General features: G+C 65.5%; 19 protein-coding genes and 1 tRNA gene. 13 read left to right on the forward strand and 7 right to left on the reverse strand.

Going from position 1 to position 16415, the window contains the following annotated elements; all coding sequences use genetic code 11:
• Positions 1-26 precede the first annotated feature (26 nt).
• Positions 27-305 carry a hypothetical protein gene (locus NCR35_RS06695; protein WP_350029187.1) on the reverse strand — a complete coding sequence of 93 codons (279 nt, stop codon included), beginning with the start codon at positions 303-305 and terminating at the stop codon, positions 27-29.
• Positions 306-391: 86 nt separating this feature from the next.
• On the opposite strand from NCR35_RS06695, the gene NCR35_RS06700 reads away from it, so the two are divergent.
• Positions 392-637: a hypothetical protein gene (locus NCR35_RS06700; protein ID WP_175940026.1), complete on the forward strand. Its 246-nt coding sequence runs from the start codon at positions 392-394 to the stop codon at positions 635-637.
• A gap of 20 nt (positions 638-657) precedes the next feature.
• On the opposite strand, the gene NCR35_RS06705 is transcribed toward NCR35_RS06700, so the two are convergent.
• Entirely contained in the window at positions 658-1185 is a 528-nt protein-coding gene (locus tag NCR35_RS06705) for a PRC-barrel domain-containing protein (RefSeq protein ID WP_244848399.1), read from the reverse strand.
• A gap of 172 nt (positions 1186-1357) precedes the next feature.
• On the opposite strand from NCR35_RS06705, the gene NCR35_RS06710 reads away from it, so the two are divergent.
• Positions 1358-2050: a ribonuclease HI family protein gene (locus NCR35_RS06710; protein ID WP_250533743.1), complete on the forward strand. Its 693-nt coding sequence runs from the start codon at positions 1358-1360 to the stop codon at positions 2048-2050.
• 11 nt (positions 2051-2061) lie between these two features.
• On the opposite strand, the gene NCR35_RS06715 is transcribed toward NCR35_RS06710, so the two are convergent.
• A complete protein-coding gene (locus NCR35_RS06715; RefSeq protein WP_250533744.1) occupies positions 2062-2805 on the reverse strand; it encodes an SDR family oxidoreductase in 744 nt (247 codons plus the stop codon).
• 204 nt (positions 2806-3009) lie between these two features.
• Here NCR35_RS06715 and NCR35_RS06720 point away from each other — a divergent pair, with 204 nt between their 5' ends.
• The 4 genes from NCR35_RS06720 (at position 3010) to NCR35_RS06735 (ending at position 6768) form a co-directional block, all read left to right on the forward strand.
• A complete protein-coding gene (locus NCR35_RS06720; RefSeq protein ID WP_250533745.1) occupies positions 3010-4188 on the forward strand; it encodes a porin in 1179 nt (392 codons plus the stop codon).
• A gap of 47 nt (positions 4189-4235) precedes the next feature.
• On the forward strand, positions 4236-4862 hold the full coding sequence (locus NCR35_RS06725; RefSeq protein ID WP_250533746.1) for a LysE family translocator: 627 nt from the start codon (positions 4236-4238) through the stop codon (positions 4860-4862).
• Between the two features lie 246 nt (positions 4863-5108).
• On the forward strand, positions 5109-6635 hold the full coding sequence (locus NCR35_RS06730; protein ID WP_250533748.1) for a peptide MFS transporter: 1527 nt from the start codon (positions 5109-5111) through the stop codon (positions 6633-6635).
• A 56-nt stretch (positions 6636-6691) separates the two neighbouring features.
• Positions 6692-6768: transfer RNA gene (locus NCR35_RS06735), tRNA-Met, on the forward strand.
• A 447-nt stretch (positions 6769-7215) separates the two neighbouring features.
• On the opposite strand, the gene rpsU is transcribed toward NCR35_RS06735, so the two are convergent.
• The 4 genes from rpsU to NCR35_RS06755 all read right to left on the reverse strand — a co-directional run bounded on the left by rpsU (position 7216) and on the right by NCR35_RS06755 (position 9085).
• Entirely contained in the window at positions 7216-7428 is a 213-nt protein-coding gene (gene rpsU / locus NCR35_RS06740) for a 30S ribosomal protein S21 (protein WP_006999077.1), read from the reverse strand.
• A 175-nt stretch (positions 7429-7603) separates the two neighbouring features.
• Complete coding sequence (locus NCR35_RS06745) at positions 7604-7936, reverse strand: 2Fe-2S iron-sulfur cluster-binding protein (protein ID WP_502801655.1); 333 nt, start codon at positions 7934-7936, stop codon at positions 7604-7606.
• The gene (locus NCR35_RS06750) at positions 7933-8526 is read right to left on the reverse strand and encodes an IMPACT family protein (RefSeq protein WP_250533749.1); all 594 of its coding nucleotides are present in this window, start codon (positions 8524-8526) and stop codon (positions 7933-7935) included. Before NCR35_RS06750 ends, NCR35_RS06745 begins: the two co-directional genes overlap by 4 nt.
• Positions 8527-8557: 31 nt before the next feature.
• Positions 8558-9085: a GNAT family N-acetyltransferase gene (locus tag NCR35_RS06755; RefSeq protein ID WP_244848406.1), complete on the reverse strand. Its 528-nt coding sequence runs from the start codon at positions 9083-9085 to the stop codon at positions 8558-8560.
• 332 nt (positions 9086-9417) lie between these two features.
• Here NCR35_RS06755 and NCR35_RS06760 point away from each other — a divergent pair, with 332 nt between their 5' ends.
• From NCR35_RS06760 to NCR35_RS06790, 7 genes are all read left to right on the forward strand, one after another.
• On the forward strand, positions 9418-11004 hold the full coding sequence (locus NCR35_RS06760; RefSeq protein ID WP_250533750.1) for an EAL domain-containing protein: 1587 nt from the start codon (positions 9418-9420) through the stop codon (positions 11002-11004).
• Positions 11005-11049: 45 nt separating this feature from the next.
• Positions 11050-11448 (forward strand): hypothetical protein, encoded by a 399-nt coding sequence (locus NCR35_RS06765; RefSeq protein ID WP_250533751.1) that lies wholly within the window; start codon positions 11050-11052, stop codon positions 11446-11448.
• A 270-nt stretch (positions 11449-11718) separates the two neighbouring features.
• Entirely contained in the window at positions 11719-12408 is a 690-nt protein-coding gene (locus NCR35_RS06770) for an ABC transporter permease (protein WP_244848409.1), read from the forward strand.
• Between the two features lie 11 nt (positions 12409-12419).
• Positions 12420-13133 carry an ABC transporter permease gene (locus tag NCR35_RS06775; protein ID WP_250533752.1) on the forward strand — a complete coding sequence of 238 codons (714 nt, stop codon included), beginning with the start codon at positions 12420-12422 and terminating at the stop codon, positions 13131-13133.
• A 33-nt stretch (positions 13134-13166) separates the two neighbouring features.
• Entirely contained in the window at positions 13167-13982 is an 816-nt protein-coding gene (locus NCR35_RS06780; RefSeq protein WP_175940039.1) for an ABC transporter ATP-binding protein, read from the forward strand.
• A 70-nt stretch (positions 13983-14052) separates the two neighbouring features.
• Positions 14053-15021, forward strand: coding sequence for a GlxA family transcriptional regulator (locus tag NCR35_RS06785; RefSeq protein WP_250533924.1), 969 nt, complete (start codon positions 14053-14055; stop codon positions 15019-15021).
• A 130-nt stretch (positions 15022-15151) separates the two neighbouring features.
• Entirely contained in the window at positions 15152-16381 is a 1230-nt protein-coding gene (locus NCR35_RS06790; protein WP_250533753.1) for an aspartate aminotransferase family protein, read from the forward strand.
• Positions 16382-16415: the final 34 nt, after the last annotated feature.

Genomic DNA, 16415 nt, shown 5'->3' on the forward strand with positions numbered 1-16415 from the left:
GCAGAATCTCGGGCGCATCCGCGCCGTCAAGCGTCTCTTCGCTCGTCTTTGTCGGCGTACGAAACGTGGGTCTGCGAAATGTAGCTGCAGAGGCCGCGACCGGCGCGGGCACGCCGTTTCATTTGCTCGACGTGCGTGCGGCCCGACTCGCGGTAGTTGTAGAGATAGGTCCGTCCGTCGGCAAAGCGCACGCGAATGCCATCGGGCAGGATTTCGTAAGCCGACACGCCGGAATTGCCGGCGACGTTCCGATAGGGCTGCATAAGCGTTTTCTCCGCACGTTCTCGCCGCAGGGCGGGCGGCAAGCATTTAATCAAAGCCGGTACTAAAGAATTTCCGGTTCCGGCCGATATCGTTGTTATGTGTCAGCGGCCGGGGCCAGAAGGGTGTCATGGATAAAGATCAATTGCCGTTTCTCGATTCAAACGATCCGCACTTCCAGCACGCGCGCGCGCTGAGTCTGTCCGTCGGCGCGATTCGTCGCGCTCAGGGCAAGTGCAGCCCGAACGACTTCCCCGTTGGCTCGCTCGAATGGCATTTCGCGGTGGAAGAGTTCGCAACCGACGTCCTGCGCGTGCTCATGGGCGACGACGCGCAAGACGTCGACTTGCCGCTCGGCGAGCGTCCGCTCGACTGATTGCCGCTCCGCGCGCCTCGCTACAGCTTGACGCCGCCGGCTTCCGGCGCGTCGACGCCTCCGGGCGGAATCGCGCCGGTGCCGCTGACGTCGTTTGTGCTCGGCGCGCCGGGGCCGCTGGACCCGCTCGACCAGTACGGCTCGCGGCCATAGTGCTGATGCACCGAGCTCGCCCAGACGGGATCGGCCATCGACGGCCACGCGTCCTTGTCGAATCCCGGCGAATTGCGCACTTGGTCGGCCGTCGCGGCGAGGCGAAAGCAGCGGTTGTCGGTGTCGAGCGTCAGCGCGCTCCAGGGCACGGCCAGCAGCTTGTCGCCGATGCCGAGAAAGCCGCCACTCGACAGCACCGCATACGCCACGCGGCCGCTCGTCACATCCAGCATGATTTCCTTGAGCGAGCCGACGTCGTGTCCGTCGCTGCTCAGCACTGCGTTGCCATCCAGCGTGCTCGCCGCCATGACGTCGGGGCCCGGACCCGCGGCCGTCGCGGCGCCCTTGCCGATGATCGTTGCACCACCGGACGATTCTCCCATCGGTCGGTTCATGATCTGCTCCTTGACGTTTCCCTGATGCCCAGGCGTGTGTCTCGCTGACTCTTCATCGGTGCCCGGTTCGCTGCGTCGTTCGCTATCGGACTACTCCGCATGAGCAACGCCTGTGCCCGTGTGCCTGCTGCGTTCTGCTAAGCTGCGGGCTCGTTCATCCTTCGTGCCCCCCATGATCGAGTTCGAGGAACTGCTCGCCGTCGCCTACAAGAAGGAACGTCTGAAAAGCCGCCGGCTCGTGAAAAGCGCGGCCCTTTCCGAGCACGCGGCGCTCGTGAAGACGCTGACGAAGGCAGCGGGCACGCAGTCCTTGAAAGAATTGGTCGATGCACGGCGCGCCGCGCACGCGAGAGCCGCCGACGCGCTGCGCCTGCGCAGGCTGGCGCGTGCAGACCGTCCGCCGCAGCCGCGCGCATCCGACCCGCGACCGGACGATGCGAGCGCGTGGACAGGCTGGTTCGACGGTTCCGCGCTGCCGAATCCGGGGCGCATCGGCATAGGCGCGGTGCTTAAAAGTCCGGATGGCCGCACGCTGCAAATCAGCGCGACGGCCGGGCAGGGAGACAGCAGCCTGGCCGAGTATCTCGCGCTGACCGCGCTTCTCGAAGCGGCGCAGCGCGAAGGCGCCGCCAATCTGACGATCTATGGCGACAGCCGCGTCGTGATCGACGACGTTGGAGGCAGTGAAGCGGGCGGCATCCGCTCGTTGGCGGATCACGCGGCGCGCGTGCGGGCGCTCATCGCGCAGATCGGCGAAGTCCGCCTGCAATGGATTCCGCGCGCCCGCAACGCGCACGCGGACCGGCTGTCGCGTGAGGCGCTCGCCGTCGCCGACGCGCCTGCGTGCGCGGTGTCAGCGGCCTGACGCCCTGACGGTCAGCCGAGTTCGCGGATATCGGCGGTCGGCGAGCTGCCGAAGGCATCGCTCAGCAGAAAATCGACGAGCTTGCTTGCCGACTGCTCGGGCGTCGCGAGCTGGCCCTCGCGCTTCAGTGTGTCGAAGCGCTCCCGCAGCGGGAAACGCTCGAGCGCGGTGCCGCGAATCTCGGCTTGCATGTCCGTATCGACGACGCCCGGCGCGACGCTGCAAATGCGCAAGCCGCGATTGTCGTCGAGCGCGACCGCGCGCGCGTGGTGATCGAGCGCGGCCTTCGTCGCGCAGTAGATGCTCCAGCCGGGATACGCGTTGCGCGCCGCGCCGCTCGAAATATGGGCGACGCGCCGGTCCGGCGCCTGCGCGCTCGCGGCGGCGAAGGCAGCGGCGAGCATCAGCGGAGCCGCGACGTTCACGCTGACGGCACGCGCGACCGCACCCGCATCCTGATCGGCGAGCGGCCCGACCGGCGCGAGCATCCCCGCATTGTTGACGAGCAGCACGCGATCGGCGCGCGCCAGAAAGCGGCCGAGCGCGCCGTCCGAGAGCCACGCGCCGAGCGCGGACAGATCGGCGAGATCCAGCTCGGCTTCGTGCAGCCGGCCGGGATAGCGCGCCGCAAGGGCCGCATTGCGCTTGCGCGAGATCGCGAGAATCTCGGCGTCGCGCGAGAGCAAGGCGTCGGCGAGCGCCGCGCCGAGGCCGCGCGTGTGGCCGGTAACGATCGCGAGAGTGGTCTGTGGCATGGAGAGATCCGGTGGCTTGGAAGGAGTCGATGTCTTCCGATTCTAGCGGCGCTCGCCTCAATAGCGCCGAAACGCCGAATTGGGAAGGGGCTTCCGGTCATCCGTTGGTAATGGGTCACACCCGTGCGCCGAGCGTTTTTTTACCTGACAAGATGGGCTGCAGAATCGACAATCGTCAGCCGCGAAACGATCTGGAGTTCTTCTATGCCAATCCGTCTAACCGCACGCAATGTCGCGCCGTCCGTCAGGCGTGCCCGGCGCGCAGTTTCTCCCGCAGCCGCCCGCCCGAAGTTCGCGGCGGTGCTCGCGGCGTGCATCGGATTCATCGGCGTGCCGGGCGCCGCATGGGCGCAAAGCTCGGTGCAGCTCTACGGCGAGCTGGACGCCGGCCTCGCGTATGTCAGCAATGTCGGCGGGCATTCGCAGTACCGGCTGACGACCGGCACCATCGACGGCAGTTATTGGGGGCTGCAAGGCAGCGAAGATCTGGGCGGCGGCGCGCGGGCGATCTTCCGGCTCGAGCGCGGCTACGCGGTGTCGACGGGGCAGGGCCTCAACGATCACCCGATGTACGTCGGCCTCGGCACCGACGCGCTCGGCACCCTCACGTTCGGCCGTCAGTACGACTCCATCCACGACTATTTCGCGCCCTTCACGCTGACGGGCGGCACTGGCGGCACGGCCTTCGCGCATGTGCTCGACAACGACAACGCGAACAACTCGTTTCTCGCGGCCAACTCCGTCAAATACACGAGCGCGACGTACGGCGGCTTCAGCTTCGGCGGCCTCTACGCGTTCTCGAATGCGGCGGGCGGGTTCGCGAATAACCGCGCGTACAGCATCGGCGCCAACTACACGCTCGATTCGTTCAGCGCCGGGGCGGCCTATCTGCACAACGACGGACGCGGGAACACGACCGGCGGCGCGTACGACGCGCTCGCGCTCCCCGGCAACGCGCCGGGCGCCGTCATCGCGGCCAACGTGCAGCGGCAGAACACCTTCGGCGTTGCGATGAGCTACGGCATCGGCGACTTCCAGCTTGCCGGCGCGTTCTCCCGCTCGATCAATTCCGGCGTGAACGACGCAGATACCGGCGCCGCGCTGCCATCGCTCGCGCTCAATAACTACGAGATCAACGGCATCTACAAGCTGACGCCCGCGATCCTGCTCGCCGGCATGTACGTGTACACGAACGGCGGCGGCGCGCACTGGCACGAAGGCGCGTTGCAGGTGGACTACCTGTTGGGCAAGCGCACGGACGTGTATATCGAGTCCATCTATCAGCGCGCGTCGTCGTACGCGCCCGCTGTCATCAACACGAACGACCCGTCGAGCGGCCGCAATCAGTTGATGTTCACCACGGGCATTCGCCACCGCTTCTGAATCTGGTAATTTGGCGGGATCCGGTTGCTCGCCTCGAAGGGTGTCCCATGTCGATTCAGACGTTCTCGCTGTTCGTGCCCGCGTGTTTCGCCATCAACATGGCGTTCGGGCCGAACAACATGCTTTCGCTTTCGAACGGCGCGCGTCGGGGCGTGCGCGTGTCGGTGCTTGCGTCGTTCGGACGGCTCGCCGCGTTCGCCGTCATGATCGCGATTGCCGGCTTGGGACTGGGCGCGTTGCTGCTCGCGTCCGAGACGCTTTTCACGGCGATCAAGCTCGTGGGCGCGGCTTACCTCGTGTGGATCGGCATCAAGCTCATCCGCTCGGGACCGCAAACCATCACGGGCGAGGAGGGCGCGGGCGCTGCCGGACTCGCGCGGCTTACGAAGCAGGAGTTTCTCGTCGCGGCCGGCAATCCCAAAGCGATTCTCGTCTTCACCGCCTTCTTCCCGCAATTCGTCGACCGCAGCGCGTATGCGGCGAGCTTTGCGATTCTCGGCGCGATATTCCTGCTGTTCGAGCTTGTCGCGATCGTCATTTACGCGGCGCTCGGCGCACGACTCGGTTCGCTTTCGCGCGGAGCTCGCGGTTTCAGGTGGTTCAATCGCGTCAGCGGCGCGCTGATGATCGGCTTCGGCGTGATGCTCGCGCTGGTGCGCCGTCCGGCGGCCTGAGAACGGGTCGTCCGCGCACCCGGACGTTTGTCATTTTTCTTTTCGCGATTTTCTCCAATCGCACGTTGAAGGCTCCGCGCCTTGATTCGGAATAAGTCGTTGCGGCTTATCCACGCCTCCTTTGGCAGCGATAAGCGATAATCACGTGCTTTTGCACAGTCATCGTCCTTTTCAGGACGAGTTCGTTTCAATCTCCACGCATTTTCGAAGGCGTTGTACCGCTTCTGTGGTTGAAGGAATTTCCCCATGAATAATCAATCGCCCGCCGTGTCGCAGACGCGCGCGTTTGCGACCGTCTTTCTGATCGAAATGTGGGAGCGTTTCGGTTATTACGGCATGGCCGCGCTGCTCGTCCTGTTCATGATCGACAAAGTCGGTTTCGCCGACGATTACGCCAATCTCACATGGGGCGCATTTTCCGCGCTCGTGTTCTCGGCGCCGTCGATCGGCGGCTGGATCGGCGACAAGGTGCTCGGCGCCCGCCGCACGATGACCTTCGGCGCGATCGTGCTGTCGCTCGGTTACTTCATGCTCGCGCTGCCGTACGACGCGCTCGGCTTCATGTATGCGTCGCTCGGCGTGATCGTGGTGGGCAACGGGCTCTTCAAGTCGAACGCGGCGAATCTCGTGCGCCGCATCTACGAAGGCGACGAAGCGCGCATCGACAGTGCCTTCACCATCTATTACATGGCGGTGAATATCGGATCGACTTTCTCGATGCTCGCGACGCCGTGGATCAAGGACCACTGGGGCTGGCACGCGGCGTTCGCCGTGTGCTGCGGCGGCATGGTGCTCGGCCTCCTGAATTTCGCGCTGATGCGCCGCACGCTTGCGCATGTGGGCTCTGCACCGGACGATCATCCGATGCGCTGGGGCCGCTTCATCGCGGTCGCGGCCGGCGGTGTCGTGCTCGCGGCGGCGACGGTGTTCATCCTCCAGCATCAGACGGTGGCGAGAGTTTGCGTCTGGGCCGCCGCGCTCGGCATTCTCGCGATCTTCGGCTATATGCTGGCGCGCTGCGACCGCGGCGAGCGGGCCGGCCTTTGGGCGGCGCTCATCCTGACGCTGCAAGTCATCCTGTTTTTCGTCTTCTATCAGCAGATGTCGACGTCGCTCACGCTGTTCGCGCTGCGCAATGTCGATCCTGCTTTCTCGGTTGCCGGCGTGCGTCTCTTCACGTGGAGCGCGGCGCAGTTCCAGGCGCTGAACCCGATCTGGATCATGATTCTGAGTCCGCTGCTCGCCGTCGCTTATGCGGGGCTCGCGCGGCGCGGCCGCGACGTGTCGGTGGCCGCGAAATATGCGTTCGGTTTCGTGGTGGTCGCGGTGGGCTTTTTCGTGTTCGGCCTGAGCGGACGCTACGCAGTGGAGGGCCGCGTTTCGTCGTGGTTCATGGTGGCGGGCTACGGCCTCTATTCGCTGGGTGAATTGCTGGTGTCGGGACTCGGCCTCGCGATGATCGCGCGCTACGTGCCGGCCCGCATGAGCGGCTTCATGATGGGCGCGTATTTCGTGGCGACAGGGGTGTCGCAGTATCTCGGCACCGTCGTGGCGAACTTCGCCCGTATGCCGCCGGGCCATCTCGATCCGCTGCAGTCGTTGCCGATGTACACGCATCTTTTCGTGTCGCTCGGCTGGCTGGCGACGGGCGGGGCCGCGATCGCGCTCGTGCTGTTGCCGCTGCTCGGCAGACTGTCGCGGGCGCATCATCGCGCATCGGGGGCGGGTGCCAGCACCGATGGCGAGCGCATGACGCCGGTTTCGGCGTCTTGAGCGAAAACACCGTTTGACGACGCCAGGCGGTTCAGTCTATAATCTAATTCTCCAGACGCGGGGTGGAGCAGTCTGGCAGCTCGTCGGGCTCATAACCCGAAGGTCGTAGGTTCAAATCCTACCCCCGCAACCAGAATTCAAAATCGCGTTTCCGGCGGCCGCCGTATCAAGCCGCTTGGAGACGTTGTCCAAGTGGCGCAAGCGCCAATCCAGTATTTCTTCCTCGACGCGTCGGAACACGGCAGTTGCGTTGCTTGTTATCCGTCCATCGTCAAACTCTCTATGCTCCTGTTCCGTCGCTAGGCGAGTGCGTTCGTTGTCGGCTCGCCTTACCCTGAACGACCGCTCCAAACACGAAAAGCCTGCATGAGCAACAACTCATGCAGGCTTTTTTTGCGAATCCTTCGGCCGTCATCCGACCGGGCGCACGCGCTAGACGTGCTATCAGCGAGCTTTCGCGTCCGGCGTTTTCACTACCGCTTCCGCGAAACCGCGACCCGTTCGAACTCGGACCGCCCACCCACCACGCATTGCGAAGGACGAGGGCGTCACGCCCACCGTCGATGGCTGCGCGCAGCGATCAATAAAACTTCTTCGGCAATTGCGCGCGGCGGATCTGCTTGCGAAGACGAGCGACAGCAGCAGCTTTCTTGCGCTTGCGCTCAGTCGTCGGCTTTTCGTACGCCATGCGCGACTTGAGTTCTTGAATCAGGCCCGTGCGTTCGACGGTACGACGAAAACGTCGCATGGCGACGTCGAAAGGCTCATTCTCTTTCAACAGTACTTTAGTCATTGAAATCTCGGTTGATCTGGCCCTGCCAGAATTTGGGGCAAAGCGCAATTGTACACTTTCTGAGAGGCGCGCTGCATCCTCTTTACACGAGAATCTGTGCGGCGCGGCTCGGAATCACATCGTAGGTCGTTGAATCGAGACGACAAATCCTGAATAACCCGGCCTTCGTGTTCGCTCAGAAGCCGCGCGTACGACGCGCACGGTCTTCCGGCTCGCGCGGCTCCGCGTCCGGCTGATGAATGATCACGTCCGAACGCGCGAGCGCCACGCACGGCAGGATCCAGCCGTCCGCCTTCTCCTCCGCCGTGAGCCCCGGCCAGTCGATGCGATAGTCCACGTCGCCCGATTCGAGCTTGCACATGCACGTGCGGCAGGTTCCGTTGCGGCACGAGCGGGGCAGCGACAGCCCCGCGCGCCAAGCAGCTTCGAGCAGGGACTCGCCCGGCTGCACTTCGACGACATCGCCGCGCGGCGCGACGGTCATCGCGAAGACGCGCGGCTCGCTCACGTGTGCACCTCGACGTTCGCCCGTCCGTGCGTGAGATCGCGCAGTTCGGCGGCCGCTGGTCCGCGCGCGGCGGCGGCCATGCGCACGACGAGGCGCACCGTCATGCCGTACGCGCTGTCGACCAGTTCGGCTTCGTGCTGCTCGATCCAGCGGCGCACACGCGCTTCGTCGGCGTAGTCGATCTCGATGGCGAGCAGGCCGCGCTCGATACGCTCGATGCGCTCGGCCGACTGCATCGCGGTGGCAATCGCGTCGGTGTACGCGCGCACGAGTCCGCCCGCGCCCAGCTTGATGCCGCCGTAGTAGCGCACGACCGCCGCCAGCACGCCGTCCACTTCGTGATGCCGAAGGACTTCGAGAATCGGGCGGCCCGCCGTGCCGGACGGCTCGCCATCGTCGGACATGCCCGACTGGCCGCCCGCGAACAGCGCCCAGCACACGTGCGTGGCCGTCGGATGCTCGGCGCGCAGGCGGTCGAGTTCCTGCATGGCGGCGTCCCGGTTGGAAACCGGAATGGCGAGCGCGATGAAGCGGCTCTTGCGCACGTCGATTTCGGCGCTGACGGGAGAGGCGAGCGTATAGGTAGGCAAGGCGGGAAGGTTCTGCGAGAACGAATGGGATTCAGGCCGAGGCGCGAAGCGCGCGCTGCATGAGCACGGTATCGACCCATCGGCCGAACTTGAAGCCGACGTCGCGCAACACGCCGACATGCTCGAACCCGAGCCGCGCATGCAGCGCGATGGACCCGGCGTTGCCGCTGTTGCCGATCACCGCGATCATCTGCCGCCAGGGGCCGCGCTCGCATCGCTCGACGAGCGCCGAAAGCAGCGCGAGCCCGATGCCGCGTCCGCCGAAGCCGTCGGCGACATAGACGGAATCTTCGATCGTATGCCGGTACGCCGAGCGCGCGCGATACGTCGAGGCATACGCGTAACCGGCCACCTCGCCGTCGAGTTCCGCGACGAGATAGGGCAGGCCCGCCGCGACCGCCGTCGCGTGACGCGCGCGCATCTCGTCGGCCGTCGGCGGCGCTTCCTCGAACGTCGCCAGCGCGTGCAGCACGTAGTGCGAATAAATGCGCGCGATGGCGTCGAAGTCGCCGGACGCGGCGTCGCGAATGATGGGCGCTGGCGCGCGATTCGATGTCATGGCGGTTTCTCGGGTGGCGGTCGAAGAAGCCCGCATCGGCGGGCTTTGCAGCCGCGATTTTCGCACGCCGCGCGAAGACCATAAATCGCGTGCGGCTCGTGCGCCAGCCCACCCAATGCGCCACTTTCTGGCTAAATAAACGTTGAGTCGCCTACTTGCCGCCCTCTACACTAAGGCGCCTGTCGACCGAGCCGGCGCGTGCGCCTCGTGCGGCGGCCTGTTCTCCGCTTTTCCGCGCAGCCGTCGCAACGCAGGCACGTCAGCGCGATCAGCGCACGCGGCGCGGCAGCGCGCCCGAGCGTCCTGCCCTGCAGCGCACGACCACAATACGAATGAACAAACTTCAACGCGGGGCGCTGGCGGCGCTCCTGATCGTCGTCGTGATGATCGCGGCGCTCGCGCCGGCGGGGATCGCCTTGACGCTCGCCGCGCGCAGCGAACGGCAGGCGCGCGTCGAGCGGCTCGGCAAGCTCGCCGATGCCGCGCTGGTTCGCGCGGAAGTCTTGACGCGGCGTCTGTCGGGCGCGCTGGGCGACATCGGCGAGGTGAGCGACGCGCCGTGCTCCACGAGCTATCTTCGGGCGCTGCGACACATCGCGCTCACGCGTGCGCCGCTGCGCGACGCGGGCGCCTACGACCGCGACGGCCGGTGGCAATGCTCGTCGTCGCTCGGCGCGGTGTCGGCGGGCGCGTCGGACGGTCTCGCATTGCCGCCGCCCGACTGGCGTTCTCGCGACGGCGTGAGCGCGTGGTACGGCATGGCGCGCCTGCCGGGGGGCAAGGATTCGCTCGTGATGGGGCGCGGCGGCGTCTACATTGCCGCCGATCCGTCGCTCTACGTCGACGGCATCGACGCGAACATCGGGCGCTCGGGCGATGTCGCCGTCATCAACACCGAAGCGCGGCGCGTGATCGCCGGCACGCCCGCCACGGATGCGTCCGCAGTCCTCGCGGTCTATCGCAGCTCGCCGTCGCTGCTGGATTGCGCGTCGGTGGCCGTGCGCCGCTCGGCGACGATGCCGCTCGCGGTCGTCGTCAGCACGCCGCGCGAGACGTGGCGCACGCGCGCGCGCTCGCTGCCGTGGGAGTGGCTGCTCGCCGGCATCGCGACGGGCGTGGCGTGCGCGGGCTGGGCGGCCGCTGTCATCGTGCGCAGGCTCTCGCCGCGCGGACAGTTGCGCGACGCCGTGCGCCGCCACCAGTTCATCGTCGCTTATCAGCCGATCGTCGATCTCGCGACGCGCCAATGCGTCGGCGCCGAAGCGCTGGTGCGCTGGAAGCATCACGACCGCATCGTGCGGCCCGACCATTTCATTCCGCTCGCCGAGCATCGCGGGCTCATTCAGGCGATCACCGATCAGGTGCTCGACACCGTTCTGCTGGAACTGGGCGACTTTCTCAGACGCTACGCCGACTATTACATCTCCGTGAACGTGTCCGCGCCGGACCTGACGACGCATCGTTTTCTCGGCGTGATCGGTCCCGCGCTCGCGCGGCAAGGCATCCGCCCGCAGCAGATCCGCATCGAGGCCACCGAGCGCGGCTTTCTCGACGCCGACGCGGCGAAAGAGGTGATCAGCGCGTTCCGCGCGGCGGGCCACGCGGTCTATCTGGACGACTTCGGCACCGGCTATTCCAGTCTGTCGCACTTGCAGACGTTTCGCGTGGACGGCCTGAAGATCGATAAGTCGTTCGTCGATACGGTCGGACAGGATGCGGCGTCGAGCAGCGTCGCTTCGCATATCATCGAGATGGCCGCGACGCTCGGCGTGCAGGTGATCGCCGAAGGCATCGAGCGCGAAGAGCAGGCGGCCTATCTGCATGCGCGCGGCGCGCAGTTCGGGCAGGGCTGGCTCTTTTCGCCGCCGCTCACGGCCGCCGAATTCATCCGCTACGCGGGCGCGACACGGGCTCGTTGAGCCTTCATCGTTAAGACGCAATCTGAAGCCCAACCGGACGCCTTCATGGACGATCAAACCGCCGTTTCCTTCCTCCGCGATGTTCGGCATCCGCTGCTCGCGCTGCATCGCGCGGTGCTCGCGCACCTGCGCCATGCGCACGAGGCCGAGTTCGGGCCGGTGTCGCCCGGCGAATTCCTGCAGATCGTGATCAACGGCAGCGCGTATCGCTGGCTCTCGCCGCTGTCGACGCTGATCGCCGCCCTGGACGACGTTCTCGACGACGACGAAGCCACGCCGGATGCGCGCGTCGGGCATGCGAAGGCGGTCATCGGCATGTTCCGCGCCGAGACGCGCGATCCCGCCTTCGCCGAACGCTTCCTGCCGCTTCTGCAAGAGAGCCCGGAGATCGCGGTCGCCAACGGCCATGTCGTGCAGCTCGTGCGAGGCGTGGCTGCGGGCTGACGGCGCGCCGTCCTCCGCTATCGAAAAAGCGACGCAAAAGCACGAATTTCGCACGACGCGCCCATGCGGGTTTTCACGGCTTTCGCGCGTCGCCGACGTTGCGGCGCGGGCGCACGAACCGCGCGCCGCGCCCGCGCACCGGATGCTGCATCGCAACACGCCGACGCCGCTTCTTTGAGCGATTATTTTTCGCTTGCGACTATCCGCGCCAATCCGGGAGGCGCGCATCGGCAGGACCGCCGCCTCCATTAGACGAAACAGGAGGCGCTCATGTCGCTGTACGGCTTCGGCCCGCTGCTCTGGGCGGGCGCAAAGGAAACGCTCGCGCTCGCGCTGCTTTCGCTCGCGGTCTCGGTGTTGCTCGGGCTGGTCGGCGCGTCGGCGAAGCTCTCGCGGCACGGATTCTTGCGCGGCATCGCGACCGCGTACACGACGCTCATCCGCTCCGTGCCCGATCTCGTGCTGATGCTGCTGCTCTTCTACAGCATCCAGATCGCGATCAATCACGTCACCGACGCGTTCGGCTGGGATCAGTTCGATATCGATCCGTTTACGGCGGGCGTGCTCACGCTGGGCTTCATCTACGGCGCGTATTTCACCGAGACGTTTCGCGGCGCGTTTCTCGCGGTGCCGCGCGGGCAGCTCGAAGCGGGCAGCGCGTACGGCATGAGCGGCATGCGCGTGTTCGGCCGCATCCTGTTTCCGCAGATGATGCGTTTCGCGCTGCCGGGCATCGGCAACAACTGGCAAGTGCTCGTGAAGGCGACGGCGCTCGTGTCGATCATCGGCCTCGCGGATGTGGTCAAGGCGGCGCAGGACGCGGGCAAGAGCACGTTCAACATGTTCTTCTTCATTCTGATCGCCGCGCTCATCTATCTCGCGATCACCACGGCGTCGAACTTCGTGCTGATGGCGCTGGAACAACGCTATTCGACGGGCGTGCGTCACGCCGATCTTTGAGGACCGAGAACATGATGTCGATCTTCGCCGAATACTGGCGTCCGTTTCTGTATTCCGACGGCATGCGCGCCTCGGGCCTCGTCGTGACGCTGTGGCTGCTCGCGGCGTCGATCGCCATCGGCTTCTGCGCGGCCGTGCCGCTCGCCTGCGCGCGGGTCTCGAAGCGTCGCTGGCTCTCGACGCCCGTGCGGCTCTACACGTACGTGTTTCGCGGCACGCCGCTCTACGTGCAACTGCTGCTGCTCTACACGGGCATGTACAGCCTGGAGTTCGTCCGCACGCATTCCTTGCTCGAAGCGTTCTTTCGCAGCGGCTTCAATTGCGCGGTGCTCGCATTCGCGCTCAACACCTGCGCCTATACGACCGAAATCTTCGCCGGCGCGATCCGCGCGATTCCGCACGGCGAAGTCGAAGCCGCGCGCGCCTACGGCATGGGCACGTTCACGATGTATCGACGTGTGATCCTGCCGTCCGCGCTGCGCCGCGCCTTGCCTTTGTACAGCAACGAAGTGATCCTGATGCTGCACGCGACCACCGTCGCGTTCACGGCGACGGTGCCGGACATTTTGAAGGTCGCCCGCGATGCGAATTCCGCGACGTATGAGTCGTTCGGCTCGTTCGGCATCGCGGCGCTTCTGTATCTGGCAATTTCGTTCGTGCTCGTCGCGGCGTTTCGACGCGCGGAGCGCCGCTGGCTCGCGTACCTGAGCCCGTCGCGCGCCTGACGAGCGGTAAAATTCCAAGCCGTGCGGAGAATCATGTCATCACCCGAGGAGATTGCGTTGGAGCCGAAAGCCAAAGACGTCGCGACGAAGCTCGTCGCCGAGGACATCCACAAACGCTACGGCGACAACGAAGTGCTGAAGGGCGTGTCGCTCGCGGCGCGCGCGGGCGATGTCATCAGCATCATCGGCGCGAGCGGCTCGGGCAAGAGCACGTTCCTGCGCTGCATCAACTTTCTGGAGAAGCCGAACGCGGGGCAGATCGTCGTGGATGGCGAAGCCGTGCGCACGAAGACCGACCGCAACGGCAATCTCGAAGTGGCCGATCACAAGCAGCTCCAGCGCGTGCGCACGAAGCTCGCGATGGTCTTTCAGCACTTCAATCTCTGGTCGCACATGACGGCCATCGAGAACGTGATGGAAGCGCCCATTCACGTGCTCGGCATCTCGAAGAAGGAAGCCGAGGACCGCGCCCGCGAGTATCTGGAGAAAGTGGGCCTGCCGCCGCGCGTGGAAAAGCAGTATCCGTCGCATCTGTCGGGCGGGCAGCAGCAGCGCGTCGCGATTGCCCGCGCGCTCGCCATGCATCCGGACGTCATGCTGTTCGACGAACCTACGTCCGCGCTCGACCCCGAACTCGTCGGCGAAGTGCTCAAGGTCATGCAGCGGCTCGCCGAAGAAGGCCGCACGATGATCGTCGTGACGCACGAGATGGGCTTCGCGCGCAACGTGTCGAATCATGTCATGTTCCTGCATCAGGGACGCACGGAAGAAGAAGGCGCGCCCTCCGAGGTGTTGAGCGCGCCGAAGAGCGAGCGCCTGAAGCAGTTCCTGTCGGGCAGTCTCAAGTAACGTGGCGAGCGCTTCGGGCCCGGCGCGCGGGCCGCTGCAAGTGGCGATCGTGGCGCTCCCGCCGGTATCGATGAGCGGCATCGCGCCGATCATCGACAGTCTCACGCTCGCCAACGAAATCGACGGGCATCGTCTCTACGACTGGCGCATCTGTTCGTGGGACGGCCGTCCGGTGCCGCTTTCGGGCGGCGCGCAGCTTCCCGCCGATTGCGCCTTCAACGACGCCGTTCATTGCGACTGGCTCATCGTCGTCTCCGAACGCTATCAGCAGTTCGCCGACTACCGGCTCTTTCTCGCGAGCCTTGCGCGCGTCGCGCCGCGCACGCCGCTCGTCTCCGGCATCCATCACGGCGTCTGGTGGCTCGCGATGGCCGGACAACTGGCGCAATATCGCGTGGCCGTGAACTGGGAGACGTATCAGCAGTTCACCGAGCAGTTCGAGCGCGCCATTGTTTCGCAGCAGATCTTCGAGATCGACCGCGACCGCGCGACGTGCGCCGGCGGGCAGGCGAGCATCGACTTCATGCTCGCGATGATCGCTCGCGATCACGGTCAGGATCTGGCGGAGCGCATCGCGGATTCGCTCGGCGTCGGCGCGTTGCGCGCGGGCACCGAGCGGCAGCGCATACCGTTCGTCACCGCGCCGGGCGAGCGGCATCCGCGCCTGAACGACGCGCTGCAACTGATGGAAGCGAATATCGAAGACCCGCTGTCCACCGATGACATCGCGAATCTCGTCGGTATCTCGCGCAGGCAACTGGAGCGGCTCTTCCGTCAGTATCTCGGCGCAATGCCCTCGAAGTATTACCTCAATCTGCGTCTCACCAAGGCCCGCACGCAATTGCAGCGCACGAGCAAATCCGTCGTGCAGATCAGTCTCGCGTGTGGGTTTTCATCGGCGGCGCATTTTTCCAATGCGTATCGCGACCGCTTCGGCGTAACGCCGCGCGAGGAGCGGCGCAACTGGATCGAAAAGCAGCGCGGCGCGCTCGACGAACCGCGCGGCGGGGCGTTGATCGAGCCGCCCGAAGCTCGTTGAATCGACGCTCGAGCGTAGCGTGAAAGCGCATGAAAGCATGTCGCGAACGCGCAAGACGGAACGCACGCAAGCGCCTAATATCGAAAGCATTGCAATACGACTGCAGCAAGAACCCGTAGAGGAGTGGCACATGACCGACATCAATGTGAATCGCGGTACGTTCGACGAAGTAATGGTTCCGGTGTTTTCGCCCGCCAATTTCGTGCCGGACAGAGGCCGCGGCTCGCGCGTATGGGACACCGAAGGCCGCGATTACATCGACTTCGCGGGCGGCATCGCGGTGACGGCGCTGGGCCACGCGCATCCCGAACTGCTCAAGGTGCTGCACGAGCAGGGCGAGAAGCTCTGGCACATCGGCAACGGCTATACGAACGCGCCGGTATTGCGTCTCGCGAAACGCCTGACGGACCTGACCTTCGCGGATCGCGCGTTCTTCGCGAACTCGGGCGCCGAGGCGAACGAAGCGGCGTTGAAGCTCGCGCGCCGTTATGCCATCGACAAGTTCGGTCCCGAGAAGGTCGAGATCATCTCGTTCACGCAGTCGTTTCATGGCCGCACGTTCTTCACGGTGAGCGTCGGCGGACAGCCGAAGTACGCGGAAGGCTTCGGGCCGCAGCCGCAAGGAATCCGCCATCTGCCGTATAACGATCTCGCGCAGGCGCTCGAAGCCATCGGCGACAAGACGTGCGCGGTGATCGTGGAGCCGGTGCAGGGCGAGGGCGGCGTGCTGCCCGCCGATCCCGCGTTCCTGAAGGGCCTGCGCGAAGCGTGCGACAAGCACGGCGCTTTGTTGATTTTCGACGAAGTGCAAACCGGCGTCGGCCGCACGGGCACCTTCTACGCGTACATGCAATATGGCGTGACGCCCGACATTCTCACGACCGCGAAGGCGCTCGGCAACGGCTTTCCCATCGGCGCGATGCTGACCACCGATGACATCGCGCAGCACTTCAAAGTCGGCGTTCACGGCACGACATACGGCGGCAATCCGCTCGGCGCGTCCATCGCGGAGAAAGTGGTCGAACTGATCAGCGATCCGAAATTGCTCGAAGGCGTCGGCGCGCGCAGCGAAGCAATCAAGGCGCATCTTGCGCGCATCAACGAGCGGTTCGGCCTCTTCAAGGAGATTCGCGGCCGCGGTCTTTTGATCGGCGCGGAACTCGCCGACGCCTACAAGGATCGCGCGAAAGACGTGCTCAATGCGGCGGCGGCCAACGGCGTCATCATGCTGATCGCCGGGCCGAACGTGCTGCGCTTCGCGCCGTCGCTCATCATGCCGATGGCCGATCTCGACGAAGGCTTCGCGCGCATCGAGAAGGCGATCGAAGAGGTCGTGGGCGCGACGGCCGTCCCGCGCTGATTCATCGTTGATCACCGCTTTACAGGAAACGGCG

Origin of the sequence: Caballeronia sp. AZ10_KS36 (assembly GCF_023631105.1) — a bacterium.
In the GTDB taxonomy this organism is placed as follows: Bacteria; Pseudomonadota; Gammaproteobacteria; order Burkholderiales; family Burkholderiaceae; genus Caballeronia.

Coding starts and splice junctions, on each gene's coding strand:
- NCR35_RS06755 (WP_244848406.1), bottom strand. CDS start 9,085: ATGACATCGAATCGCGCGCCAGCGCCCATCATTCGCGACGCCGCGTCC.
- NCR35_RS06700 (WP_175940026.1), top strand. CDS start 392: ATGGATAAAGATCAATTGCCGTTTCTCGATTCAAACGATCCGCACTTC.
- NCR35_RS06765 (WP_250533751.1), top strand. CDS start 11,050: ATGGACGATCAAACCGCCGTTTCCTTCCTCCGCGATGTTCGGCATCCG.
- NCR35_RS06785 (WP_250533924.1), top strand. CDS start 14,053: ATGAGCGGCATCGCGCCGATCATCGACAGTCTCACGCTCGCCAACGAA.
- rpsU (WP_006999077.1), bottom strand. CDS start 7,428: ATGACTAAAGTACTGTTGAAAGAGAATGAGCCTTTCGACGTCGCCATG.
- NCR35_RS06730 (WP_250533748.1), top strand. CDS start 5,109: ATGAATAATCAATCGCCCGCCGTGTCGCAGACGCGCGCGTTTGCGACC.
- NCR35_RS06705 (WP_244848399.1), bottom strand. CDS start 1,185: ATGAACCGACCGATGGGAGAATCGTCCGGTGGTGCAACGATCATCGGC.
- NCR35_RS06780 (WP_175940039.1), top strand. CDS start 13,167: ATGTCATCACCCGAGGAGATTGCGTTGGAGCCGAAAGCCAAAGACGTC.
- NCR35_RS06775 (WP_250533752.1), top strand. CDS start 12,420: ATGATGTCGATCTTCGCCGAATACTGGCGTCCGTTTCTGTATTCCGAC.
- NCR35_RS06710 (WP_250533743.1), top strand. CDS start 1,358: ATGATCGAGTTCGAGGAACTGCTCGCCGTCGCCTACAAGAAGGAACGT.
- NCR35_RS06720 (WP_250533745.1), top strand. CDS start 3,010: ATGCCAATCCGTCTAACCGCACGCAATGTCGCGCCGTCCGTCAGGCGT.
- NCR35_RS06770 (WP_244848409.1), top strand. CDS start 11,719: ATGTCGCTGTACGGCTTCGGCCCGCTGCTCTGGGCGGGCGCAAAGGAA.
- NCR35_RS06725 (WP_250533746.1), top strand. CDS start 4,236: ATGTCGATTCAGACGTTCTCGCTGTTCGTGCCCGCGTGTTTCGCCATC.
- NCR35_RS06790 (WP_250533753.1), top strand. CDS start 15,152: ATGACCGACATCAATGTGAATCGCGGTACGTTCGACGAAGTAATGGTT.
- NCR35_RS06715 (WP_250533744.1), bottom strand. CDS start 2,805: ATGCCACAGACCACTCTCGCGATCGTTACCGGCCACACGCGCGGCCTC.
- NCR35_RS06760 (WP_250533750.1), top strand. CDS start 9,418: ATGAACAAACTTCAACGCGGGGCGCTGGCGGCGCTCCTGATCGTCGTC.